A 22,757-nucleotide genomic window follows, 5' to 3' on the forward strand; every position below is an offset into this window, starting at 1 on the left:
TTTATTGATTTAGATGTAATTGAATTGAGGGTAATCTTATTTCGGTCCAAAAATGGTGAACAAATTGTCATTATCATTTTTAGAATGAATTTGATAATAGTTAAACACAAAGCATTTAGGGTTAAAGCCTGTAGAACGCATGAGTTTTACAAACTTAAAGTACAATATCCTGTATTCGGGCGAAAAGCGATCACTATTATTGGTTTTTAGATAATAAGATAGGGTGTTTACCTGTAACAATTTATTGGTGCTGTTTTCGGCCGCATCAACAGTTTGCTTAATAGTTGCCTCAATATAGCTGTGGTTAGATGTATAAGGTACCAAGCGGGCTGCCAGTAAGTCCAGGTATGCTTTCATATACGGCGTAAAGTTTTGCTTATTATCTTGGTAATCAGCTATAACGAGTTTAAATATGGTTACGGCATCCTGTATGTTGCCCATGCTTAAAGAGGCATGAGCTTTAGTAAGCAGCAAAAAGAAATGAAACTCCGGTAAAAACTCATCATTAGTATGATGAATATGGTGCAGAACTTTAACAAAACGCAGTAACTTTTTATGATTACCAGCAATAGTTAATGTGCTTAAAGCCAATATGTACAACACGTGGTTGGAACTTAGCTTATTTAGCTGCCGCCTTTTTGTGATAGGATGAAATATAAACCGGGTAATGTCGGTAAGGGCATCTTTTTTAATTACATTAAATTTTAAATAATAATAAATGGTTTCCAGGCAGTTGAGCGGGTTAATTTGGAAATTCAAGAAAGCTTCTGCCGGGAACTTTCTTAATGCTGCTATATGATCTTCAGCACCTACAGTGTTTAGTGAAACCAGGTAGATGATGGTTAGGCAGGTATGAAGCCATATTTTACTGGTATCCTGCAGTTGTAATTTCAATAGTCCTTTTAAAGCCTGCTCATATTCTGCCGATATAAACTCAATTCCAAAAAAGTAGTTAAACAAATCAGGCCGGGTAATATCAAACAGTAAATCGTCTGTACCGCCTTCTTGGCTTAAAAAGCCTTGTTCAATTAACTTACTTAAAAATACAATGAGTTTGGCTTTTTCGGCAGCAACTAGTTGAATACGTGGCAGGTAATCAAAAATGGCAGTTTGCTTATTTTTTAGCGATATAAAAACCAGCCATTTAAGTACCAATATTCTTAAGTTATCGCTATAAGTGCAGTTGATGCGATTAATAAGCTTTTCATCAAAAGCATAATTACTATCGTAAACTAATTTTGCTGCTATGCAGTAAGTTAATATGCGTTCGTGTACAAATTCAATGCATTCGGTATAGCCGGCTTGATTGCTAAAGTTAGATTCACGTATAATGCTTATGCTGAGTAAATCCTGATAAGCATTATTGAACGTCTTGATGTCATCATAAAGTTTTAGCTTATCTATACAGAATCCGCCGTTTTTAATACGTCCTTTTTCTACAAGGGCATGCATCAGCAGCACTTTTTCTGTACAGTGCCTGCCGGTATAAACTTTATCCAGTATGTAATTATAAATAACATCGTACGTGCCGAAAATATCCAGATCGCTCAGTAAAAAGGTCTTATTTTTTTGATAGTAATACTGAAAAAAGGGAGGGTAGCTGAATAAAGCAAAAACCTCATCATGCAACTCATAGGTTAAGTTAGAACCCGGCTTTATTTTGTTGCTGAGCAATTGTATCTCATGCGGCGTAAACAGCGGAAAGTTCTTTTCATCATTATCATCAACGGTAAATCCTAAAAACCACTGGTTTATTTTGTTTTCCAGGGTAAGCTGCTTGTAAAGGTTGGCCCAGTTTGATGACCGCATTGTTAGAATAACTTTAAAATTGCGGGTATCCTGATAAATGGATATCATATCCAGCAGCATATTTAATACAATATCTAACTGCTCAGGTGGTAATGAGGTACTATCCAAAGCATCAATAACCAAATAAAAGCGATGCTGTTGTAAGTGCTTGCGTAAGGCTTCCTCAGCAAAAGCCGGTTCGGTAGTCAGGCCCGATAAGGAGAGCAGCCACTGGTATAAATCATCTTGCTGGTTACTGCGGTTGAGTGTTTTGCTGCTTAAAAAAAGTAAAATATCCTGATTATCGTACTGTTTGTAATAGTTTAGTTGTTCTTCTACCCAATGGCAAAGTGCAATGGTTTTACCATAGCCCGCGGGTGCTGTTAAAACTGTAGCAGCATAATCTGTACTGGTGAAAATTTCTAGGTGTTCATCTAAAATATCACGGGTAATAGTTAACGAAAACGGTATGCCCGATTTATTTTTAAGTGCATGCAGTGTGCGTAATGATATTTCATGAGCCTTGTTTTGCAAATTGCTTTCGGCCATGTAAGGGGTAACCGAATTGTGAGTTGGCGTATGGCTGTTTTTTAAAGCAAATGCATTCCAGCTTTCATAGCCGCAATATTCGGCAAGTACGTTTAACGTGTATAACGAGGGCTGAAAGTTGTATGCTGCAAAACCGAAAATTCTTTTCAGGGTAGAACTACTGACCTGCTTTTTAGTAGCTTTTGAAACCTCAATAGATAAATCTTTAAATACAGCAGGCGTAATAACTGTAATATTGGCTGTGGCTAAAATAGTTTTTTTTAGCAGTTCTAATTCGTGTTGCAAAATGGTGCGCATCTCCTAATTGTTTTATCCTTCCCTGTTTGCTGAATAGTATGATCAGTACCGTTAAATAATTTAGTCGGTGTGAAATAATATTTTGCTAACCCTGTAAAGAACAGTATTTTAACAAACTGTGTCAATTATTTTGCAAAATGAACAAAGTGAATAAAATGAATAATTTGATTATAAAATCAGCTTTCTATTACCATAAGGTTGCTACTCTTAAAAGGTGTATTCTTTTTAGTTATAATATATAACTATTTTGCTATAATACACGTAAGGTTGGAACTTAGGTTCTCTGCAGAGAACCTAATATAACCAGTGTAATCCAATTATAATAAAAGCCTGATTTTTAGTAGACTATAGGTAAGTAGCGGTGGGTAAGTGGATAGTAGCAGTACAGTATATATAATATATAATTTATAAAAATTTAGAACCTTATCTTAGAATGTATCTGACATCAGAAAGAGGTTGAGTAGCGTAGAACGTATGAGGATAATTTTACCTTTTTTATTTGAAGAACTTAAGCAACAAGTATTAAATCAAGCTGGAATTAAAGCCATCACTCCCGGCGATTGCAAGTTTCTGTCGGTACATATTTCTGACAGAACGCATAAGCAAATTAGTGATACTACACTTAAGCGTATTTATGGCTTTACCTTTAGTAAGTTTCTGCCATCTTTATATACGCTGAATATTTTAGCCCAATACTGCCAATGTTCGGGGTGGGAAGAGTTTTGCCAGCAGCATAAAACAGCGGCCAACCAGAACACAGTACCTCAACCGGCTCCTGAAAATACATCAGTAGCCAATCAGGCTCTGAAAATTTCTCAGAAAACCTTGCAGGCGCTAACCAACCGTTCGGCAGTTCCCTTTAATTTAACGGTAAAGAGAGAGTTTGTTAAAGATCAGTTTGAGTTGTTCATGCATACCGATCAGGTAGCAACACTACTTACTGCGCCGGCTGGTTATGGTAAAACCATTTCACTTTGCCACTGGGTAGAAGAAAAGCTAAGTGAAATTACCAAGGGCAGTAATGATATTTTGCTGTTCTTGAGCAGTAAGGTACTTTCAGCACATCCGCAAGCCGGAAACTTGGATGGTTGGCTAAAAGCCTTAATGGGTATTAACACGCCCGAAAGTGGTTTATCGGCTTTGCTGGATGACCAACAATTTCAAGATCGGAAATTTTTTCTGGTTATTGATGGTTTTGACCAGGAGAAGTTCAAGCCCGGTGATTTCGAGCTATTAACAGATTTGCTGTTTGATGTAATTGCTTTGTACCGGGTTTACCCAAACTTTAAGGTAGTTTTAACTATGCGTTCTGCTAGTTGGATAAGTATTCGCAATCGATTGCTCATTGAGAATTCATTGAAGCAGTGGTTTTTAGGATTCATGCAGGATAGCAGCCTGGAAACAAATATGCTGCCATTTAGCTCAGAAGAAATTAGGGATTTGTGTTACCGCATTAATCCGTTGCAGGCTCATTCAAAAATTATTGATCCGGAAATTATTTCTCTATTTTCATACCCGCTGTTTTTTCAGTACTACTATCAAAAAAATACAGCACGTTTCAGCCTAACACACCTTGATTACTTTGGTATTTATGAGGTAGTAGCCTCTTACTTTAACGATAAGATTTATAATACCCGCTTATCAACCGAAAAGGTACTGGTGCTTAGATTGCTGATTAAGTATGGCAAAGCAATGGATGGCCGGTTTGTTACAGATAAGCTGGTGGTTTATGAACAATTAAAAGAATTATGGGAAGCCTATAATGAATTGATAAGTATAGGCTTTTTAAAAGAAGTAAACCGGACCAATGAAGGCGCTTACTATAAACATATTGAATTCACACACGATAGGCTATTAGCCTATTGCCTGGCCAAAAAGCTGGCGCAGGATAACCAGAACGTATATAATGCTGAATTGGTAAACAGCCTGATTCGTGTTATTGATAAAACCTACTGGTTGCCGGTACTGGAGTGGAATATTTTTAATGCCATTAAAATACAGCAGTTTGACTTTTTTAAATATCTGACAGGCGTACCCTTATATGCGGCTGATAAAATTTATGTACTAAAGTTTCTGATCAATCTTATTCAGCATAGATACCTTCCGGTAAAAAGTACTGAGCTAATTGAATATCGTTTTTGTAACGAACACCAAACTTTGTTCAAGTATTTCTTTGGAGTTGAATTTATCTCACCCGAATATGAAGAAGTATTGCATCAACTGCTTATCTTAAATTTGGAAGATACCAGTAAAGTATGGGTGTACACCAGCTTGGCCTGTATTGGTATTATACAGCTAAACAGTGTAGGGGTTGAGCAAAGCATAACTGCATTGCGCCAGCTTCCGGAGCAAGTATTTCAGTCATTCCAGATTAATCCGTTACATTGTATTGAAACCTTGTACACTTACCTGAAATACGGCACCATTAAAAAAGAAGCTTTAATTCAAATCACTCGCTTTTGTTTTAATCCACCTGCTGATGATGAGTTTGCCCGTACTTTTTGCCTCGATCAGGTTTTGTACCTGTTGGCAGTTAGTGCTTTAAGTATTAGTAATAATAAAAACAAAGTGTTAAGATTTATCAAGGTGCTGGATAAGAAATTAGCGGCAACTGATGTAGCTCATGAGTCGTTGCGATTCTTTTTAGATGTTACCAAGGCTGATGCCTTATTAACTTTGGGGCAGGTAGAAGATGCTATAGTTATTCATGCTGAACTGATAAAAAACTTCAATCAGCATAAGCATACTTATACCCCCTATATGAAAGTGTGTCTTGATTTGGTAACTGCACGGGTAATGGCCCTGCAAGGCCAGGAAGATGAAGCAGAGTTAATGGTAAGTAAAGTATCACAGGTATCTGCAAAGCAGAAGTTTTACTACATTGAAGCTTATATTATAGGTGCTTACTTGTCTATGCCTTTTCATGATACTTCGTCCGAATCTTACAAGAGTATTTATTACCGATTTGTAAAACTGATCAGAACCGGAGGCCTGAACATGAAAAGCTTTATGCCTGCTGCAGATAGCACAGTATTGAACGCTATTAATTAAAGTTACTGGTATTATCAATAAACAGCCTGCACCCGCAGGCTTTTCTTATTTCTGTCGTTTAAGGTTCCAACCTTATACTTTCCAGGAAATTACAAGGTAAATACTGGGCTGTTCACCGAAAATGCACAAAATATTCAAGTGCATAAAAGCATGAACAAACTGAACAGCTGAGGCTGTAAACTGCACAAACTGTCAGGGGTAATTTTTAGCCATGCATTACACTTTTAACGTAGATATCGCCACGGTCATACTAGTGTAATGCTTATGAAAATTTTTACTTCGTGCTTTAAATATATCTTGTTAGTAATAGTTATAACGCTGTTTACTACATTTTATGCGACTGCCCAGCGTACGTTTGCGGGTAATCAGCAATCGGGCCGGTCGGGGTTACTTTGTGCCAACTGTGTGGTTACTGGTGGCGTTAATGCAGCAGATGGAAACCTGCAAACTTATTCGGTTCTTAATGTATCGGTAGGATTACTTGCTCAAACCTGGCAAGAATTAATTTTTACGAATACAAGCAAAGTGCCTGGCGGAACGCCGGTAACCATAAAACTGGGAAGCGGCAACAGTTTGTTAAGCTTACAGGCACTAGGCGCAATTTCACTAAGACCCTACAACGGTTCTACACCAGTAGGTGGTGCCATTGCAGCTAATACATTATTAACTGCATTAAGCAACAATAATCAGGTTGAATTAAGCCTAACTCCTGCAAGTACTTACGATCGTGTACGGGTAACATTGGATGGGGGAATTGCCGGTGCTTTAAGCAATATTTATTTATATGATGCTTTTTACAAAAGCAACGGTACTGTTGCTTGTAATACCGCTTTTGATGAGTTGCATGGTATATCGGCTGGTTTACTTGGCTTGGGCTTGGATGTGGGCGGCGTGATTAACCCGCAAAATGCTATAGATGGTAATTTGACAACCGCTTCTACCTTGAATGCAGGAGTAGGGTTAGTTGGGGCTTTTGCACAGCAAACTGCTGTATTTAACAATACTTCAACCATTGGCGATTCAGTTCGGTTGACTCTTTCTATACCTCAGGGACTGATTGATGCCGGAGTGCTTTCCAATATCTCCGTTGCTACGTATAATGGTAATACACCAAACAACGATGAGGCTTTATTAAACTCGGCCTTATTAAATGTACGACTGCTCGATTTAGCCAATAGCCGGCGTAAAGTTACGGTTACCTATGCACCTAGTGCTGTGTTTGATCGGGTACAGCTACGATTAGGCGGTGGTATTGCCAATGTATTATCTACTTTAGATTTGTATGAAATACAGCGACTTATCCCTCGTCCGATGGTAAGTTACAATGGTGCAATAACCAACGCTGTTCAACTGTGTGCGGGTAATTCGGCTACGCTTACCGCAGCACCAGTACCTAACACTACGTTTAATTGGTACACCCAAGCCACGGGTGGCACGCCAGTATTTACCGGACCTACCTTTACAACTCCGGCTTTAAGTACTACTACCACTTACTACGCCGAGGCGGTCAGAAACGGCTGTACGGATGCTTCTGAACGTACGCCCGTAGCCATAACGGTTAGCCAGACACCCGTCGCACCTGTATTTGCCAATGCCAATGTGGCTATTTGTTCGGGCCAAACTGCAACGTTTGCAGCTAATGTTGTTGAAGGCGGCGTAATGGTAAGTTGGTACACCGCCCCTACAGGCGGTACGCCTGTGTTTAAAGGTAATAGCTTTACCACCGGACCTTTAACTCAAACTACCAGCTTTTATGCCGAAGCTGTTAGCGGCGGGCAATGTGTAAGCCCTACCCGCACCCAGGTTACAGCTACCGTTACTGCAGCGCCAGCCAATCCGGTTTCTGACCCCGCTACGGTAACTATATGTGAGGGTGAGGTGGCTACCTTGTCGGTTACTAATCCGCAAAGTGATATACAGTATAACTGGTATAGTACAGCTACTGGTGGTACGGCTTTATACAGTGGGTCCCGGTTTACTACTCCGGCTTTAAACACCAGCACTAATTATTATATAGAAGCGATAAACAGCACAGGTTGCAGCAGCAGCCAGCGGGCTCTAGTTTCGGTTAATGTACAATCTAAACCGGCCGATCCGGTGTTGGTAGCCAATAGTAGTACCATTAGTGCTGGTCAGTCGGCCACTATCAATGTGAGCAATGCGGAAACTGGTAATACCTACAACTGGTACACTTCGGCTACTGCAGCAACACCAGTGTACACCGGGGTTATTTACCAAACACCGGCATTATATGCCAATACTACTTATTATGTAAATGCAGTAAGTAGTGCCGGCTGTACATCAGTGAACAGAACACCGGTAACTATTCAGGTAAACATTAACAATAATACACCTTGTAGCTTTGCTAACCAGCAAACCAGTACAATTAACGGGGTTTGTATCGGATGTGATATAGATAACAGGGCCCTGGCTGTTGATGCCGATACAACCACGGCTTCAACCATCCGCATATCTGCAGGTTTAACCGGTGGTTATGCCGAGCAGGAGTTGCGCTTTCAACAGGCAGGTTTTGCAGGCGACACGATTAAGCTGGTGCTGCAAACGCCGGTAGGCCTGGCCGATGCTAATGTGTTAAGCCAGATTGAAGTGGCCTTATACAACGGTACTAATCAGGTATCACGTTACGCATTAAACAATGCTTTGATACAGGTGAGGGCATTAGGCAGTGGTAATCGTTATGTGGTTTACATTCCGGCTACTGGCAGTTATGACCGCTTAACCATCAGATTGAATTCTGGTTTAGCAGGTTTGTTAACCTCTCTGCAAGTGTATTATGCTGCACAGCAGTTTACCCGTCCGGTTATCAATCCGGCTAATCCCGAAATTTGTAAAGGCAGTACAGCGCAACTCAATATTACAGCGCCTAGTAACGGTACATTTAGTTGGTACACTACACCAACCGGCGGCACACCAGTATATACCGGCACCAACTTTACCACACCGGCTTTAAATGCCAAGACTACTTATTACATCGAATATGCACGCAATAGCTGTGTAAGTCCGGTACGTTACCCGGTTCAGGTTTTGGTAGATGATGTACCTGCCGCGCCAACAGTAGCATCCAACAACGTAACCATTACCAGCGGACAAACTGCTACTTTAACTGCAACGCCACCAGCCAATGCTACTATCAAATGGTACACCAGTGCTACTGGTGGTACTCCGGTAGCTACTGGCAATACCTTTACTACACCAGCCTTAACAGCTAATACAACGTACTATGCCGAAGCTGCATCGGGTAGTTGTGTGTCTGCCACCCGTACGCCGGTAAATGTAACCGTTAATCCGGTAGTCATACCTGATGTGGCTGTGAATCCGCCAACACAAGCGGTTAATCCAGGGCAAACGGCTACTTTCACTGCTTCGTCAACTACGCCGGGCGTAAAGTTTAATTGGTACACTGCTGCAACCGGTGGTACGCCAATATTTACTGGCGCTACCTTTACCACGCCAGCCGAATTTGCAAATACCACTTTTTACGTAGAGGCGGTAGTACCATCTACCGGTGCTGTATCATCTACACGGGCTACGGCTAGTGTTACCATTAACCCAAATGCTGCAAACCCGGTAGCCTGCGATGCTGCTATGAATCAGACTACAGATATCAACGGTGTAGTATGCCTAGGTTGTACCGTAGCAAACACCGGTGGTTCTGTTGATAATGATCGCAATACCTTCTCGCAACTGCAGGTGCCTGTAGGGTTAGTAAATGCTTATGCTCTGCAAACCCTGCGTTTTGCAGGAACCGGTCATGCCGGTGACAGTGTTGTGGTAGAATTAGGCATGCCAGGCTCACTGGCTGATGTGAATCTGTTATCACGCATTGCCTTAGCTACTTATAATGGCAATACTTACAATAATGACCGCTTCTCGGTAAATGGTTCTTTGTTAAATGTTACGCTTCTGAACGGACAAAGCCGTTTCCGGATAGCCTTTGTGGCTCAGCATGATTTTGACAGAGTAGAAGTACGGTTAAACTCGGCTGCTGCCGGTGCATTAACTGCATTAAATATTTATGATGCTGCACAAGAAGTAGCGGCTCCGGTTATTACTACCCAAAATACAACTGCTTGCCAAGGTTCGCAAGCTACGCTTACGGCCACCGTTCCGGATGGGGTTACCGTAAGGTGGTACACTTCAGCCACTGGCGGTGCCCCTGTAGCTACAGGTACAACCTTTACTACACCGGCGCTTGATGCCACTACTATGTATTATGCTGAAGCCAGCAGAGCTGCTACCAATTGCCCGCAAGTGGTACGTACACCAGCTACTGTAACTGTAACCCCTGTGCCGTCAGCTCCGCAAGTAAATACTGCTAATGTAACTGTATGCTCTGGTCAACCAGCTTCGTTTACTGCACAAGCTACTAACGGAACAACTATTAACTGGTACAACACGCCAACAGGAGGTACCCCAGTATTTACCGGAACTACCTTTACCACAGGGCCGCTTACCACTACTACCTCTTACTATGCCGAAGCTACGGTTAACGGGCAATGCAGTAGTGCTACCCGTACCCAGGTAACAGCCAATGTAAATGATGCAGTTACTGATCCAACTGTGGCACAAACACAAGCGCAGGTATGTTCCGGTTCATCAACTATACTAACTGCTAGCTCTGCACAGGCTGGTGTAACCTTTAACTGGTACACCAGTGCTACCGGCGGCACACCTGTATTTACCGGCGCGCAGTTTACTACACCGGCTTTAACAGCCAATACAACGTATTATGTAGAAGCGGCATCCGGCAGTTGTGTGAGTGCCAACCGGGTTCGGGCTGATGTGATGGTTAATCCGGTGCCTGCAGCTCCAACCGTAGCTTCTAATCCAAGCGGCGGACAAATAACATCGGGACAAACCGCTACGTTAACAGCTTCTTCAACCACCTCTGGTGCGACCTTCAACTGGTACACTACTGCTACTGGCGGTACGCCGGTGTTCACGGGCAATAGCTTTACCACACCGGTACTCACTTCAACCACTACATATTATGTAGAAAGTACCTCGCCGGCAACCGGTTGTGTGAGCGCTACCCGTACCCCGGTAACTGTTACTGTGAACCCAGTATTTTCAACCCTATGTGATTTTGCATCAACACAAACTACGGATGTAAATGGTGGATTAACTTGCATAAACTGTACCATAACTACCCCCGACAATGCTGTAGATGTAGATACCACAAACTTTAGTCGCTTGAATATTGGTGCAGGGGTTGCGGGCTCCTATGTAGCACAAAATTTAAAGTTTAGCGAAGCAGGTAGTGTAGGGGATACCGTAAGTGTGCTGTTGCGTTTTCCTGCCAACATTGCTTCAGTAGGCGTGCTGGATCGGGTACGTATAGCTTCTTACAACGGCGGTACTTACAATAATGATGGCGTATTACTAAACAGCAATACTGTAAGGGTACAATTACTACCTGGCGGCCAAACTGCTTTAGTTCGTTTTGCACCCCAATCAACATTTGACCGGGTAGAAATCCGGCTAAACAGTGCTTTGGCTGGCTTACTTAACAGCGTAGATGTATTTTACGCCAGTAAGCAGGTAGAAGCACCGCAATTAACTGCTACTACTGCCAATATCTGTTCAGGTAGTATGGCTACCTTTAAGGTGAATAATGCGCGCACCGGCGTAATTTACAACTGGTACACTCAAGCTATAGGTGGCAAACCAGTATTTACCGGACCTACCTTTACTACGCCTGCTTTAACGGCTACTACTACCTATTATGTAGAGAGTGCCCGTTCGGTTAATAGCTGCCCTAACCCTAACCGGGTAACCGCTACGGTGAATGTAACACCTACACCGGTTAATGCCGTACTGGCACAAAGCAACGTACAGGCTTGTGCGGGTAGCCCGGTTACCATATCAATAACTAATGCAAACGGTGCAACGGTAAACTGGTATGATGCACCAACTGGCGGAAACCTGGTATTTACCGGTGCTGATTTCCAAACATCGCCTGTTGCTACCATCAGTTACTATGCTGAACTAACTAATGGTACTTGTACAAGTCCGGCCAGAACGCAAGCTACAGTTACCGTGAATCCTCGCCCGGCAGCTCCTGGTTTGCTAACTGCCAACACTGAAGTATGTGCAGGCAGTAGCGCCACTTTACAGGTGCTCAATCCGGAAACTGGTGTGAATTACGAATGGTTTACTGCGGCCACAGGTGGCACGCCCGTATTTACTGGAGCTAGCTTTACCACGCCTGCGCTTACTCAAAATACAACCTACTATGTACAGGCTACTAATGCAACCAGCGGTTGTATCAACAATGGCGGGCGCACACAAGCTACTATAACAGTAAGTGAACAAATAGGTGCTCCAACTTTAAGCGCTACGCAAACACAGGTTTGTATTGGAGGAAGCACAGCTATAAGCGTCGTTAATCCGGTTGCTGGTTTGCAATATAATTGGTACACTACGGCAACCGGCGGTAATGCGGTATTTACCGGTACGACCTTCCCGCTGAATAACCTGACGGCTAATGCTACCTACTACGTAGAAGCCGTAAGCAGCAAGGGTTGTGTGAGTGCGGCACGTACATCAACCAGCATTACTGTAAAATCTGCACCTGTACAGCCACAGGTACAAGCATCAGGTGGCAGTTTAACTATCTGCGCAGGTAGCACAACCAGTTTAAGCATTACTAATCCGCAAGCTAATCTGACTTATCGTTGGTTTGATGCAGCTACTGGCGGTACGCTGTTATACACCGGCACGCAATTCACTACGCCTGCATTAACTGTTAATACTACCTATTACGTAGAAGCTGCTGAGGCTGGCAATTGTAATCCATCTGCTCGTACGGCAGTAACCATCACGGTTACTAATCTGCCAGCGGACGCAGTTTTAACCTCAGCCAATGTTAATATTTGCGCAGGTAGTACAGCTACGTTCAAAATAGCCTCACCTCAAACTGGCGTAACCTACCAGTGGTTTGATTCGCCTGCCCGTACCCGTAAAGTGTTTGAAGGCACCACTTTTGTAACCGGTCCGCTTACGGCTAATACAACCTTCTATGTAAGTGCAGTAAATACAGGTGGTTGCAACAGTGCTAATTTAACTACTGCACAAGTAAGCATTCAGCAGGCTCCATCTGCACCAGTTATAGCCAACGGTAACAGCGTACAAACTTGCAGTGGTACCCGGGTTACTTTAAACATAGCTAACCCAGAAGCAAGCTTTACCTATAACTGGTACAGCCAAGCTACAGGCGGTACCCCGGTGTTTACAGGTACAGCCTTCACTACGCCAACCTTGCCCGGTAATATTACCTACTACGTGGAAGCGGTGAATACTACCGGCTGTATATCAGCCAACCGTACCACAGTCAATATTTCAGTCAATCCATTGCCAGCTGTTCCGGTAGTTACCGGACAGGGGGGTACGGCTAGTCCATCGGCTTGTGTGGGTAGCAGTACTACTTTAACAGCTACTAGTACAGCAGCTAACGTAACCTTTAATTGGTACAATACACCAACAGGAGGTACGCCTGTATTTACTGGTGCCAATTTTACTACACCGGCCTTAACAGCTAACGTTACCTATTATGTGGAAACTGTTGATAATACCACAGGATGTGTATCAGTTAGCCGTGCAGCAGTAACAGTTACCGTAAGTAATCTGCCAGCTAGTCCTACATTAACGAATGCTAATGTAATTGTTTGCTCAGGCAGTACAGCTACGTTGACCATAAGCTCGCCTCAAGCTGGCATGACTTACCAATGGTTTGACTCACCGGCGCGTACCAATAAGGTATTTGAAGGTACCACCTTTGTAACCGGCCCAATTACAGCTAACACGACTTACTATGTGGCCGCTGTAAACGCATCGGGTTGTAGCAGCCCGAACTCAACTGCTGCACAGGTAATTGTACAACAGGCTCCAGGTGCACTCATAATAGCCAACGGTAACAATGTGCAAACCTGTACGGGCACCCAGGTTAATTTAAGCATTACTAATCCGCAAACTGGCTTTACTTACAACTGGTACACTCAAGCTACCGGCGGCACGCCGATAGCTACCGGTACCAGCTTTACAACCGGCAGCTTAAGCAGCGATGTAACTTATTATGTAGAGGCGGTAAACAGCACAGGTTGTGCATCAGCCACTAGAACAGCAGTAAATGTTCATGTAAATGCAATACCTGCGGTGCCAACTGTTAACGGGCAGGGTGGAGCTGCTAGCCCATCCATTTGCTCTGGCAGTACAGCAACACTAAATGCTACCAGTACAACCGCTAATGTAACTTTTAACTGGTACACACAGGCTACAGGAGGTACACCAGTGTTTACTGGTGCTACCTTTACTACGCCTGTATTAACTGCTAATACAACCTATTATGTAGAAACGGTAAGCAATGCGGGTGGTTGTACTTCAACCACCCGTACGCCTGTTAAGGTATTAATAAATACTGCTCAAGCTACAGCTCCGCAGATAAATACGGCCGATTTAACCGTTTGCCAAAATAGCGTAGCTATCCTGCATATTACTAATCCAGATGCTGCAACTACTTATAACTGGTACACTACTGCTACTGCAACCAATGCAGTTTATACCGGTACGGCGTTCCGCACGCCAGCTTTATCAGCCAATACCATTTACTATGTAGAAGCTGTAAGTACAAAAAGCTGTAGTCCATCCGTACGGGTACCTGTAAATGTGGTAGTAGTGCCACAGCCGGCTACACCTGTACTGGCGGCTAACAACGTAACAGTATGTGCAGGTAGCGCAGCAACATTGAGCATTGTATCGCCACAGCAAGGCATTACTTATAACTGGTATGACTCGGCTTCACAAAACCATTTGTTGTTTACCGGAGCCTCGTACACTACTGACCCAATTACAACCAGAACAACTTTTTATGTAAATGCTTCTAATGGCTCATGTAACAGCTCGGCATTGGCAAGCGTGCAGGTAAATATTGCACAACCACCAATTGCACCTTTAGTAGTAAGCAACAATGTAGTAGTATGCCCGGGTACACAGGCTGTGTTAGCTGTTGCTAATCCGCAAGCTGGCTTTACCTATCGGTGGTATAGTTCGGCTACAGGAGGTTCCGTATTGTACACTGGTGTTAAGTTTACTACGCCGCAGGTGAACGACAATACTACCTGGTATGTAGAGGCCGAAAACAATACCGGTTGTGCATCAGCCACCCGTACAGCAGTTAATGTAACCTTGGCACCACCGCCATCTGCACCACAAATCGGCACCGCAGGGCTTAGCGTTTGTGCCGGTAGCTCAACTACACTGAACGCTACTGTTGCTGATTCAAGCTTAACCGTAAAATGGTATGAAGTGCCAAGTGGCGGCGATGCCCTATTTACAGGTATGCATTTCAAAACACCGCCTATTGGTGGTACCAAAACTTATTATGCAGAAGTTACCAATGCTGGTGGCTGTAGTAGTGGGGTGCGTATGCCGGTTACCGTTCAGGTACCGCCGCCATTAGATGCACCACAGGTAAGTGTAGATGCTGCTACCTCAAACAGCGTTACTTTCCGCTGGAAAGCTGTACCGGGAGCTAAAGGGTACGAAATCAGTTTGGATAATGGTAAAACCTTCACCAAAGCCAGTTCAGGCAGCACAGGGTTAACCCATACCGTAACTGGCTTGCAACCTAACCAAAACGTAAGCATTATCGTGAAAGTAAGCGGCGAATCAGACTGTCAGGTTAGCGCTTTATCAACCGCCTTAGCTGCCGTTACCGAGAATCCGATGGGGGATGGCATGTTTATACCCAATGCCTTTAGCCCGAATGGTGATGGCAACAATGACCAGTTCCTGGTGTACGGTACCAATATTAAAACCATGACTTTATGGGTGTATGACCAGTGGGGCGAAATGGTATTCAGAAGTATTAACCAAAGTACCGGTTGGGATGGTACCTACAAAGGTAAACAACTGCCAGTTGGGGTGTACGTGTACATTCTGGAAGCCAATATGAACGATGGACAAGTAGTGAAGAAAAAAGGAACGATCAATCTATTACGATGAAAAAAATAACACAGATACTTATACTGCTCCTGGTAATAGGGACGACAGGACGTTTACAGGCACAAGTAGATCCGCATTTTTCACAATATTATGCTTACCCATTGTGGCTTAATCCTGCCCTTACCGGGGTATTTAATGGACAATCACGTTTTAGTGCTAATTATAAAAATCAATGGGCAACAGTTAACCAAGCTTACCAAACTACCGCTGCATCAGGAGATTTTAAAACTTCTGATAAGTTAAGTTTAGGCTTTACGGTTCTGGACCAATCAGCAGGCGGGCGTAGTTTTAACTATTTTGATGCGTATGGCTCATTGGGTTATGGCATTGCCATCTCTAATGATGGCAGCCAGCGCCTGAGCTTTGGCTTGCAGGCAGGCTTAATTAACCGCAGCTTTGATATGAGCAAGCTGCAATTTGGTGATCAGTACAATCCAGGTGTTGGATTCGATCCTTCACTGCCCAGCTATGAAAACTTCAGCAATACGCATACTACCGTATTTGATGCCAATGCCGGTATTTTTTACTACGATGGTAATCCGAACAAAACCATGAATGCCTTTGGTGGGGTAAGTGTAGGCCACTTGTCACGACCTAAAGATGGATTTTCTGCCGATAATAAGGCCAAAATACCTTTGCGTTATGATGTGCATGGTGGTATTCGCATTCATGCATCCGATTACTTCGATATTACGCCTCATGCTTTATACATCAAGCAGCAAAATTCTCAGATTGAAGCTTTAGGTGTTTACTCCGAACTTAAAGTGTCCGATTCACAAGGCCTGATGTTGGGCGGCATGTTCCGGTGGAATGATGCCGCCGTAGCCAATGTGGGCTATCATATTAATAGCTTACTTATTGGTGCCAGTTACGATTTTAATACCTCATCATTAAACCGGGCTACCAGCGGGCAGGGAGGTATTGAACTTTCTATTAGCTATGTATTCAGCAAACACCTGCAACTGCCCGAACCTGTTTGCCCCAGATTATAAACCTTATGAAAAAACTACTACTTCTAATACTGCTACTAACTTCATTTAACGCCTGGGCACAATATGTTAGCAATTATAGAACTGAAGCCGACAAGGCTTTTCATAACAAGAACTATTATGAAGCCGCTTACTATTATCAAAAAGCTGCCGAAGGCCTGAAACTGACCAAAACTATACAGGTACCCTATCAGGGTAATGCTGTAAAGGCCCCGAAGGATGAAAAGCCTGCTGATAAAGTTTATATCAGCTACCAGTTGGCTGAATCATACCGATTGTATGAAAACTATCTGGAGGCTGAACCTTGGTACTATCAGGTGCTGAATGATAACCAGCAGGCACAGTATCCGCTGGCCAGGTTATGGTATGGAGTGTGCTTGCGGGCTAATCAGCGGTTTGATGAATCTATTAAACAACTGGAACAGTTTAAAAAAGCCTATAAAGCAGATGAGAAATCTATTATGCTGGCTGATAAAGAAATCAATAACTGCCGTTTTGCTAAAGAACAATATGCTTATCCGGTTTTGATTGATGTAAAGCAACTGAAAGGCAAATGGAATTCTGATGGCTCAAATTATGCGGCTATCGACCGGGATAACAACTTTTGGTTTACTTCATCCCGGATGATGAAAAATGATAAGAAGCACCTGAACCGCATTTATCACTTGGCATCCAACAACCCCGAAGAGCCGGAGTTAATTAGCTTTAAAGATGATGAGGTAGCTAAGGAAGTGGAGTATGGTACCCCATCGCTTGATCCGGCTGGTAAACGCATGTACTTTACACGTTGGTATAAAGAAGGCAGCCGAACTGTACACGCCATTTACTGCAGCGTGCGCCAAAGCGAAAATTGGTCGAGGCCATCCAGGTTGAATGCTAATGTAAATGTAGAAGGTTTTAATGCCATTCAGCCTTTTGTTACTGCCGATGGTAAACGGATGTTTTTTGTTTCCAATAAACCCGGCGGCCAGGGTGGCGATGATTTGTGGATGAGTAATCTGGATGATGAAGGCAATCCGGTAAACTCTGTAAACTTAGGGCCACAAATTAATACGCCGATGGATGAGCAGGCACCTTATTATAATGAAGATACTCACAGGCTGATTTACAGTTCGAAAGGATTTACCGGCTTGGGCGGTTTCGATTTTTTTATAAGTGTAGGTGATGCGGGTAACTGGAGCAAACCACGTAACATGGGGTACCCCATGAATTCGGCTAAAGATGATCTGTACTTTTATCCTGACCGTAATCATGCTAATAAATACTTCATCAGCTCTGACCGGGAATCAGATTGCTGCCTAGATTTGTTTGAGATAACCGATCGTCGTTATGTTCTGAGTGGGCATTTGATGGATTGTGAAACACACAAGGTTTTAGACGGTGCTACTGTAAGCCTGATTGATTCTATCACTAAGCAAACCATTGCCAAAGTTACCCTGGCTAAGAATGCGCCCTACACTTTTAAAATTACCAACAGGCGCCCCTACCATTTACTGTTTGAAAAAGCAGGTTATTTTACCAAAGTATTACCAGTAGAAGGTGGTGGTAAAACCAGTACAGATACCCTGTTCAACCCAGATATTTGCCTGCAACCTTTTGAAGTAGGTAAGCCTATCGTAATTCAGAATGTTTTGTATGATTATAATATGGCAACCTTGCGCCCCGAATCAAAAAAGGTACTGGATGGTGTAGTAACCATTTTGAATGATAACCCGAAGCTTAAAATAGAATTAAGTGCACATACCGATTCTGTTGGTAGTAACGGGTATAACCAGAGCCTTTCACAAAAACGGGCACAAGCCTGTGTGGATTATATTATTTCTGAAGGTATAGCAGCGGAACGAATATTTGCTCGCGGGTATGGAGAAACGCGGCCAATTGCGCCCAATTCGTTACCCAACGGAAAAGATAATCCGGAAGGCCGGCAGTTGAACAGACGGACTGAGTTTACCGTGCTTAAAACGGAATAAACTATTACAAAGCAAAACATTAAAAGCCTAAAAAAACAGGATGAGGCTGCGATTTTAAGGTACATAAATGTTTGCTCAAGAAAAGATCAAGTAATTGTAACTTATTGGCACATTGAGCGTAGGACTGTGTAGTTGCTTTAAAGTTTTGAGAAGTGTCTGTTAAAGTTACTATTTATCAAAACCATAACAAGCAAACTAAGAGAGTTCCGGTTGATAACACAACTGTTATTTTGGATTCTTGAACTGAAATAACATTACAGCAAAATATCCTGTTAGCAGCCATATAGTTAATGGGATAATTTGGTAGTGTGGCCCCTGCAAGCTAAAACTTGTAGGGGCTTTTTCATGAGTAACCAATTCGGGTTTCGATGTAAAAATTCTAATTGCCTATAAGAGTATTGTTAAAATCTGCGGACTTCTACTTTCTGGCTATGATCTATCAGTGTAAAGGTAACCGGATCAGCTTTGTCTTTGGTAAGTGTAATAGTTTGGCTGGGGTTGGTAATGGTATAATTTTGTCCGCTGGCATTGGTGCTGATGGTGTATTGGTTTACCGGCAGCGAAAGTGAAAATTGACCTTGTTCATCAGTCAGAGTAAAATAGGTGCGGTTTTCCATATCGCGAGCGGTAATACGAATGCCTTCAAGTACCACGGCACTTTGCTGGTATTTTTGTTTTACCAACTGTATGCGTCCGGTAAGTACTACATTGCGGGTAAGTGCTACTGGGTATTTTATATTTTTATGTAATAAAATATCATTCAAAGTACTACAGCTCCAGCCTTTGGCATCTACCAGCTGTACATGGTGCAGGCCTGATGCAATATCGGTGTACACTACTTTACCATGCTCGTTGCTTTGTGCCATATTATTATCAACACTTACTAAAACACCCGGCTTAATGCTTTCATGCTCATCTTGTATGCCATTGCCGTTATCGTCTTCAAAAAAGCAAAGCTCTAGCTTATGTTTATCGGCATTGCCGGTAACGGCAAAGCTCTTTAAAACGCCTAATTGACTTTGATACCGGTTATAGCCGCTGTATTGGTTGTAATAAACCTGTGCCGATAATGCCCAATTACCAGGCAGATTAACCTTGGTTAAACCTGAAAATCCGTTGGTAAATGTACCTACGTACGATTTGCTGTAGTTAAAGCTGTTAGACAAGTTCAGGTTAAGCCTATGCTTGAAAAACGAAAAGTTAACATAAGGTGCAACCGAGTAGTTCGTATTGTACTGGTTGTATAATAAGTAATACTGATCGAGCAGGTAATAAGGTCCGGTTAAAGCAAAGGCGTTCAAGCCGAATAAACCAGCATAGTAATTTAACGTTACTCGTAATGAAGGCTGCTTAGTATGCAATTGCTGGTTGTACATCATACCATAATCAGTATTCATGGATAAGGTGCTGTTATCCGGAAATGTATAACGTAAATCCATTGCCAAGCGATGGGCTAGCGCTGATACTTCGCCCAAAGATGGTAAACTAAACTGAATGCTTTTCACGCTTTGTTGTTGCAGGTATGGGCGCAAACTGATGAAGAAATGATTGCCAGCCCTGATGGAAGCTGCCATTTCATAAGTGTTCAGGTTATTGTATGCGGCGGCAAAAACATTGGTGCCTAGGTACGATGGATTATTTTCAAGCTTGGTATAACGAGCTACCAGTCTAATGGTTGCCGAGAGCGGATAGCTGAGCTGCTCGTTAAGCTGCAAGGTACCACGCCTTAAACCACTATAATAAGCACTACTGATAAAGTTATCTGAAACCAAATCGAATTTGTTAAAACTGCCGCTGTAATTAAAGCCGGCAGCATAGCCCATTTTATTTTGTAAAGTGGCCGTGTTGCTTTCAGTGCTATAGCCGGCGGTGACATTAAGTGCTTGTGTTTTATTAAGCTGAATATGCCCGTTTACACTAGTTAAATCAGTTTTTAGCTGGTGTAAATCATCATCCTGATGAATGTAGGTGGCTTCAAAAAACGAATCTTTATTATACCGGTATTCATAGCTGCCCGCCCAAGTGTTAGGTGCGTGGGTTAGCTGGTTGGTGGTAACGTTCGAATACAGTAAATAAGCATTATTTACATAATACAGGTTTACGGTACTTTTATCAACAGTGCCCGAGGCTTTAAAGCCCCGGCCATACAGTGGCATTTCCAGGTTTTCGGCAATAGTGCCGGCTTTTAGAGCCAGATTTTTATTTTCAAAACCTATATAGGTATCCCGTAAATCAAAAGCTGATTCGGTATTATAATAATTAGCGTTCAGATTGTAATTCAGCTTTGAATCGGCGGAGAGTTTAAGATTGCCATTGCCCCGTAGCATGTACTGCCGGGCATTATCGCCCGATACTGAGGTGAGGCCTATAGTGTTATCCGGCGTAAGTTCATTAGTATGACCAGCTAAGCTTTTATTACTACTCAGTAGCACAACATTTATCTGCCGCGAACCTATAGATTTGCCAGCTTGGTTTTCCATGTTAATGTTTACCTGTAAATCAGCATGGCTTATTTTTTTAGCCAGCAAACTGGCTTTGAACGTAACCAGATGTTCCGTTTCGGGTTCTACCTCAACTTTTTGTACGGGTTCATTAAACCACAAAGCCTCAGACGCTGATTGAATGCTGATTTTTACTGCCGATGCCGTATACCCCCGGTTGATTACTTTGACATGAAAGGCTACTTGCTGAGTTTCGGGATCTATATAAATTATCGGGTCGGTAGCCTGCATAAACAATTGCTCAGGCTCGGTAAGTCGGCTGTAAAAAGTGGCTTGTACAGGTTTGGCGTTTAGTTCGCTACTAACATAGCGTACAGTAAAAGGTTGCAGCTTACTGTTAATACTTTCTTTCGATGAGAAGTATTTTACTGGAAAGGTACGTTCGGCTAGCGGCTGTAAAATAATGGTATCTGGTGTGGTGATTAGTGCGCCAAGGTTACTTGTGGTTTGCTTGGTTAAATGTATTACCGTATGGCCACTGTTACGAACATGCAGCTTGTTGGTAAACGTACTGGCATAAGCTATATCAACTGTATCTTTTTCAAAAGAGCAATTCACCTTAGGTATTACCTGTGCACGGCTGCTTAAACATAGCAACATAAAAAAAGTACATAGCCAGCTATGGTGTCTTTTTACAAGGCTTGCAGGAGCATAAAAAAGGCGCATGTACAAATTATATATGAACGGGTGCAATGATGAGTTCAAATGCTGTTTGTTCAATTAGGAATACCTTACTATAATATTATAATGTAGCGCCGCTGGTATGATTGGCGTATAGCGGACAGGTGAAAAGGGAAGTAAAAGTTTGTATCATATCAAAATAGAAACAGGTTAACTAATAGTTTATTTAGGAGATTAAAACTACTGAGTAATCAGCTTAAATCATGCGTTCATTTTATGCATTATCCTGTTCAGGAAATCACTTTGGTCATTCAATCTGAGGATGCAAGTGGTTCAAAAAAGACTATTTATCTTCGGGGGTAATTAATTTATAAACAAACAATTAAGCTAAAAGCAAATGAAGAAATTTTTATTAACTACTACTTTGACAGTTTCATTAATGGCCTTGTTCAGTGCTGCTAAAGCGCAAACAACCAGCACTGCTACCTCTAACTTGAACGTGCACATTTCAGAGCAAATCAAGATTGATTTTGGCGATGGTTCGGGTAATGTTGGCGGCGGTGACATCAACCTGTATTTTAATACACCTGATGATTATGTAAATGGAGTAAGCGCCACTAAAAACGGCCACTTAGTTATTACTTCAACCGGCAATTATACCGTTGATGTAAAAACACAAGATGCTGCGTTAAAAGGCTTAACTGGTACCAACAGTAATACTATTGATGCCAGCGCTATTAAGGTACAATTGCTATCAACCAGTGGAAGCGGCATTGCTGGCAATACTACTGGTTTGAACTTGTCGCAAACGGATAGCCGATTTATTACCAGCGCTCCGGCAACTACCAAAACTGCATTGGATGTAAAATATTTTACAGAACCCAATGATGCTCGTTTTGTAGGTGTTACTCCTGATACTTACACTACTAAAATTACTTATACCCTTACCGCTAATTAATTAAATGTAC

At 42.5% G+C, this 22,757-nt stretch carries 7 protein-coding genes; 5 read left to right on the forward strand and 2 right to left on the reverse strand.

The window, feature by feature from the left end:
- Window positions 1–36: 36 nt before the first annotated feature.
- Window positions 37–2,634 carry an NACHT domain-containing protein gene (locus HH214_RS14455; RefSeq protein ID WP_169608775.1) on the reverse strand — a complete coding sequence of 866 codons (2,598 nt, stop codon included), beginning with the start codon at window positions 2,632–2,634 and terminating at the stop codon, window positions 37–39.
- Between the two features lie 474 nt (window positions 2,635–3,108).
- Between HH214_RS14455 and HH214_RS14460 the strand changes: the two genes are divergently transcribed.
- The 4 genes from HH214_RS14460 to HH214_RS14475 all read left to right on the forward strand — a co-directional run bounded on the left by HH214_RS14460 (window position 3,109) and on the right by HH214_RS14475 (window position 18,667).
- Window positions 3,109–5,685 (forward strand): NACHT domain-containing protein, encoded by a 2,577-nt coding sequence (locus tag HH214_RS14460; RefSeq protein WP_169608777.1) that lies wholly within the window; start codon window positions 3,109–3,111, stop codon window positions 5,683–5,685.
- Window positions 5,686–5,949: 264 nt separating this feature from the next.
- Entirely contained in the window at window positions 5,950–15,708 is a 9,759-nt protein-coding gene (locus tag HH214_RS14465; protein ID WP_169608779.1) for a gliding motility-associated C-terminal domain-containing protein, read from the forward strand.
- Window positions 15,705–16,700, forward strand: coding sequence for a PorP/SprF family type IX secretion system membrane protein (locus tag HH214_RS14470; protein WP_169608781.1), 996 nt, complete (start codon window positions 15,705–15,707; stop codon window positions 16,698–16,700). Before HH214_RS14465 ends, HH214_RS14470 begins: the two co-directional genes overlap by 4 nt.
- A 5-nt stretch (window positions 16,701–16,705) precedes the next feature.
- Window positions 16,706–18,667: an OmpA family protein gene (locus tag HH214_RS14475; protein ID WP_169608783.1), complete on the forward strand. Its 1,962-nt coding sequence runs from the start codon at window positions 16,706–16,708 to the stop codon at window positions 18,665–18,667.
- Between the two features lie 401 nt (window positions 18,668–19,068).
- Here HH214_RS14475 and HH214_RS14480 read toward each other — a convergent pair whose 3' ends face one another.
- The gene (locus tag HH214_RS14480; RefSeq protein ID WP_169608785.1) at window positions 19,069–21,768 is read right to left on the reverse strand and encodes an MSCRAMM family protein; all 2,700 of its coding nucleotides are present in this window, start codon (window positions 21,766–21,768) and stop codon (window positions 19,069–19,071) included.
- Window positions 21,769–22,186: 418 nt separating this feature from the next.
- Here HH214_RS14480 and HH214_RS14485 point away from each other — a divergent pair, with 418 nt between their 5' ends.
- Window positions 22,187–22,747: a hypothetical protein gene (locus HH214_RS14485; protein ID WP_169608787.1), complete on the forward strand. Its 561-nt coding sequence runs from the start codon at window positions 22,187–22,189 to the stop codon at window positions 22,745–22,747.
- The last annotated feature ends 10 nt before the right edge of the window (window positions 22,748–22,757 follow it).

Origin of the sequence: Mucilaginibacter robiniae (genome assembly GCF_012849215.1) — a bacterium.
In the GTDB taxonomy this organism is placed as follows: Bacteria; Bacteroidota; Bacteroidia; order Sphingobacteriales; family Sphingobacteriaceae; genus Mucilaginibacter; species Mucilaginibacter robiniae.

Excerpts from the sequence above, each read along its gene's own strand:
- HH214_RS14455 (WP_169608775.1), bottom strand. The coding sequence starts at position 2,634 with ATGCGCACCATTTTGCAACACGAATTAGAACTGCTAAAAAAAACTATT.
- HH214_RS14460 (WP_169608777.1), top strand. The coding sequence starts at position 3,109 with ATGAGGATAATTTTACCTTTTTTATTTGAAGAACTTAAGCAACAAGTA.
- HH214_RS14465 (WP_169608779.1), top strand. The coding sequence starts at position 5,950 with ATGAAAATTTTTACTTCGTGCTTTAAATATATCTTGTTAGTAATAGTT.
- HH214_RS14470 (WP_169608781.1), top strand. The coding sequence starts at position 15,705 with ATGAAAAAAATAACACAGATACTTATACTGCTCCTGGTAATAGGGACG.
- HH214_RS14475 (WP_169608783.1), top strand. The coding sequence starts at position 16,706 with ATGAAAAAACTACTACTTCTAATACTGCTACTAACTTCATTTAACGCC.
- HH214_RS14480 (WP_169608785.1), bottom strand. The coding sequence starts at position 21,768 with ATGTTGCTATGTTTAAGCAGCCGTGCACAGGTAATACCTAAGGTGAAT.
- HH214_RS14485 (WP_169608787.1), top strand. The coding sequence starts at position 22,187 with ATGAAGAAATTTTTATTAACTACTACTTTGACAGTTTCATTAATGGCC.